The organism is Bradyrhizobium oligotrophicum, from assembly GCF_051168495.1.
GTDB lineage: Bacteria > Pseudomonadota > Alphaproteobacteria > Rhizobiales > Xanthobacteraceae > Bradyrhizobium > Bradyrhizobium oligotrophicum_A.
The window spans coordinates 1-3081 of the sequence record NZ_JBNPVB010000051.1 but is presented as its reverse complement, the minus strand read 5'-3'; the positions used below and the strand labels follow the sequence as shown (position 1 = coordinate 3081).

The following is a 3081-nucleotide window of genomic DNA, read 5'->3' as shown; positions in this document are numbered from 1 at the left end:
GTAACGGTGCCGCCGCCCAGGCCTATGTGTCGAACTCGCTGCCGATCCAGGTCGCGTTCCGCTCCGACGGCTCCGGATCCAGCTACATTCTGACGAACTTCCTAGCCAACAGCTGCCCGCAGCTCGACGTGGACGGTTCGCACAACTACGCGAAGATCTTCACCGGCGTCGGTGTCACCTTCCCGAGCACCGCGGTGACGCTCAACAATCAGGTGTCGGGCACCACCACCACGACCGTCGCCGCCAAGACCAACGCCTCGGCCGCCAATCTGCCGTCGACGACGTTCGCCAACCTGATCGCCAACATCAAGGCCGTGAAGGGCGTCGACGTTTCGACCGGTACGGGCGGCTGGCTCGCCGGCAATGGCACCGGCGATGTTGCCAAGTCAGTGAGCAGCACCGCGCAGGATGCCCGCGGCAACTATCTGGGCGGCCGTATCGGGTATGTCGGCAACAATTTCGCCAAGCCGTACAATCCGGCCGATGGTGCTCCGGTCTCGGCCAGCATCCAGAACGACGAGCAGCGCAGCCGCGGCATCTATCACCCGGATCAGGAGAGCTTCATTGCTCCGACCCCGGCGTCGGCCGATAACGCTTTCAAGAGCATGGTCGTCCCCACTGGCACAAACTATACCGAGTGGAGTTTATACAACCGGGGGTATGTCGCCGGTACAGCGTTGGGCGACGGCACGACGGTGGTTCCTGACGACGGTAAGGTGGCCGGGATAAGCGTGGTCGGTAAGTCGCAGCTCGGCTTGCCGATCATCGCGGGCGCCTATCCCATCACGGGCACGACGTTCGCCTATCTCTACAGCTGCTACAACACGGCGTCGGCCCCCACCCGCGTGACCGACATCACCAACTTCCTGTCATGGTTCTATTCGAGCCAGGATGCGACCAACGTGCTCCGGAACAACGGCTTCAACGCGCTAAACGCAAACTTCGTGACGGCAATCACCTCGTCGTACCTGACTGCCGGAAGTGGTGTTGCCATCTCCGATAGTTCGAGCCAGGTCGACGGTTGCAGTTCCGTCGCCGTCGGCGCCGGTGCCAATTAACGTAAATTGCGCGAGTTGCAGAGCCCGCGCAATTTGTCCGACGATGATCGCGACCGGACGCCGTCATGGCGCCCGGCTCTTCGTCGAGCTGAGCGGGTCGACGGCGACGGCGCTGACCGTTACCGGCGCAAATTCCTAACTACCGGTGTCTTTCAGCGCCGGTGTCCAGGCCTGCACGGGAGGGCAAGGCAATAGGCGAGCGTCTGGCCGTAACGGCAGCCGCCTCTCCAGCGATCGCTCGAGCTGGCTCGCACAATAGAGCAGCGCCTCGCGCAGCTCGACCTGGATGCGGCGCACGGACACCCGGTGCCGTTGCGCGATCTGATGCACCGACTGTTCGTCGACGAAGGTGGCGAAGATGATGTCGCGCTGGCGCGCCGACAGCCGCGGCAGGATGCGGCCGAGCGCCGCGATCTCGGAGCGGGATTCGACGATGCGGGCCGGGTCGGGGGCGTCGTCCGGGATGTCCAGTAGCGCGTCGATCTCCGATGTCGTGAGCCGGCGGCTTTCGGCGACGCGCCGGTTGTTCGCAAGATTGAGCGCCGTCCGGAACAGATAGGCACGCGGGCTCTGCACGGCGCCGACGTCGTTGCCGCACTCGAGGCGAAGGAACGTATCCTGAAGCGCTTCGCCTGCCAGCTCGGTCGAACCCAACCGCCGTGCGAGTCGCCGTTTCAGATCGTCATAGCCATCGATCAGCGCGTTGAGCAGCGCCGCTCGGCCCGAATCCCGCATCTCTGAAACGCCCGCCCCAGGGTGACCTTTCGGAACACGCGGCCGCGAAGGTCTCGTCACTAATAACGTACCGGCTCACGATGACTGACCCATGACATGTGTTGCGGCGCGTGTCTGAAATGCACGCCGCGCGGGATTGCGCCATCGGCTTTGCTCGCTCAGCGAACATGAATCGAAAATTTCTCAAAAAGAGATTCGCTGAGACGCGGCGTGAACTGTCTCTCCTATGCAAGCCACCGAACGCAACGAGGCGGACAGCGTGGGGGACCGTCAATCGTTTCAATGACCGCGCGGGTCGTACGAGAACGGGATGTCTCGTCGATTAACAATTGCATGGTGACGGTTCTCTTCCTCGAAGCAGATGACGTCGCTGCGTTTCGATGGCTCGCAATTCGACTGCAACCTCACGGAGACTTCCGATGACCAATCGTTCTTCGATCGGCCGCCTGCGCGGCACCGCCTCGGTGCTCGTGCTGTCGGCTGCTGCGGCTCTCGCCGCGGCCGTGCAGCCTGCTGCGGCTCAGACCGCGGTATATGGCGGCGGCAGCACGCTGGTGTCGCTCGCCATGCGTCAGGCCATGGACTGCTACAATGCCCAGGCCGTGACCAATGACGGCTACAGCTTCTCGTCCAGCTTCGACGCGACGCTGCCCACCCCTGGCCTGCTGCCCCAGACGCCGGACGGTGCAAAATGTGGCCAGACCGCTGCGCTCGGAACGGTCGGCCTCTATGCGGCTGTCGGTTCCGGTGCCGGCCAGCGCGCGTTCATCACCAACGATCCGAAGCAGCTGCTGCGCGGCAGCGCGCCGTCGCTGTCGCTGCCGGCCGTTCCGCCGGTGTTCCTGGAGAGCAGCGTCCCGGCGCTCGCGACCTATCCCTATGCGCGCGTCGACTTCGGCGCCGGCGACTCGCCGCTTCCGAACACGCTGACCGCGACCGCGCTGACCAACTTCACTCCGGCCAGCAACTGGCAGGATCAGACCGCGATCGCTGCCAGCAACGCGACCTCGGCGACCACGTATAACGCCGCTGGTTTTGGCCCGGCGATCCAGCTGCCGCTGATCGAGGCGCCGGTCGCCATCGTCGTCAACACCAGCAACACGCCGGTGGCGACCTGGACCGTCAATTCGGCCGGCACCGCGGGTGCGCCCGGTTCGGCGATCCAGCTCTCGACCGCTCAGCTCTGCGCGATCTTCTCGGGCGAGGTCCGGGACTGGAGCTCGACCGCTGCGATCGCCGCGCTCGACAATGCCGGCCAAGCTCGCGTGCAGACCTTCATGGACGACAA

General features: G+C 64.6%; 3 protein-coding genes. 2 read left to right on the top strand and 1 reads right to left on the bottom strand.

Annotated features, from left to right (window positions below):
* Positions 1-1058: hypothetical protein (locus tag ACQR1B_RS36095; RefSeq protein WP_434834448.1), on the top strand; the 1058-nt coding region annotated here is incomplete at its 5' end.
* A 135-nt stretch (positions 1059-1193) separates the two neighbouring features.
* Here ACQR1B_RS36095 and ACQR1B_RS36090 read toward each other — a convergent pair.
* Positions 1194-1793, bottom strand: coding sequence for an RNA polymerase sigma factor (locus ACQR1B_RS36090; protein ID WP_434834449.1), 600 nt, complete (start codon positions 1791-1793; stop codon positions 1194-1196).
* A 419-nt stretch (positions 1794-2212) separates the two neighbouring features.
* Between ACQR1B_RS36090 and ACQR1B_RS36085 the strand changes: the two genes are divergently transcribed.
* Positions 2213-3081, top strand: an 869-nt coding sequence (locus tag ACQR1B_RS36085; RefSeq protein ID WP_434871595.1) for a substrate-binding domain-containing protein, incomplete at its 3' end; no start/stop codon positions are given.

Excerpts from the sequence above, each read along its gene's own strand:
- ACQR1B_RS36090 (WP_434834449.1), bottom strand. The coding sequence starts at position 1,793 with ATGCGGGATTCGGGCCGAGCGGCGCTGCTCAACGCGCTGATCGATGGC.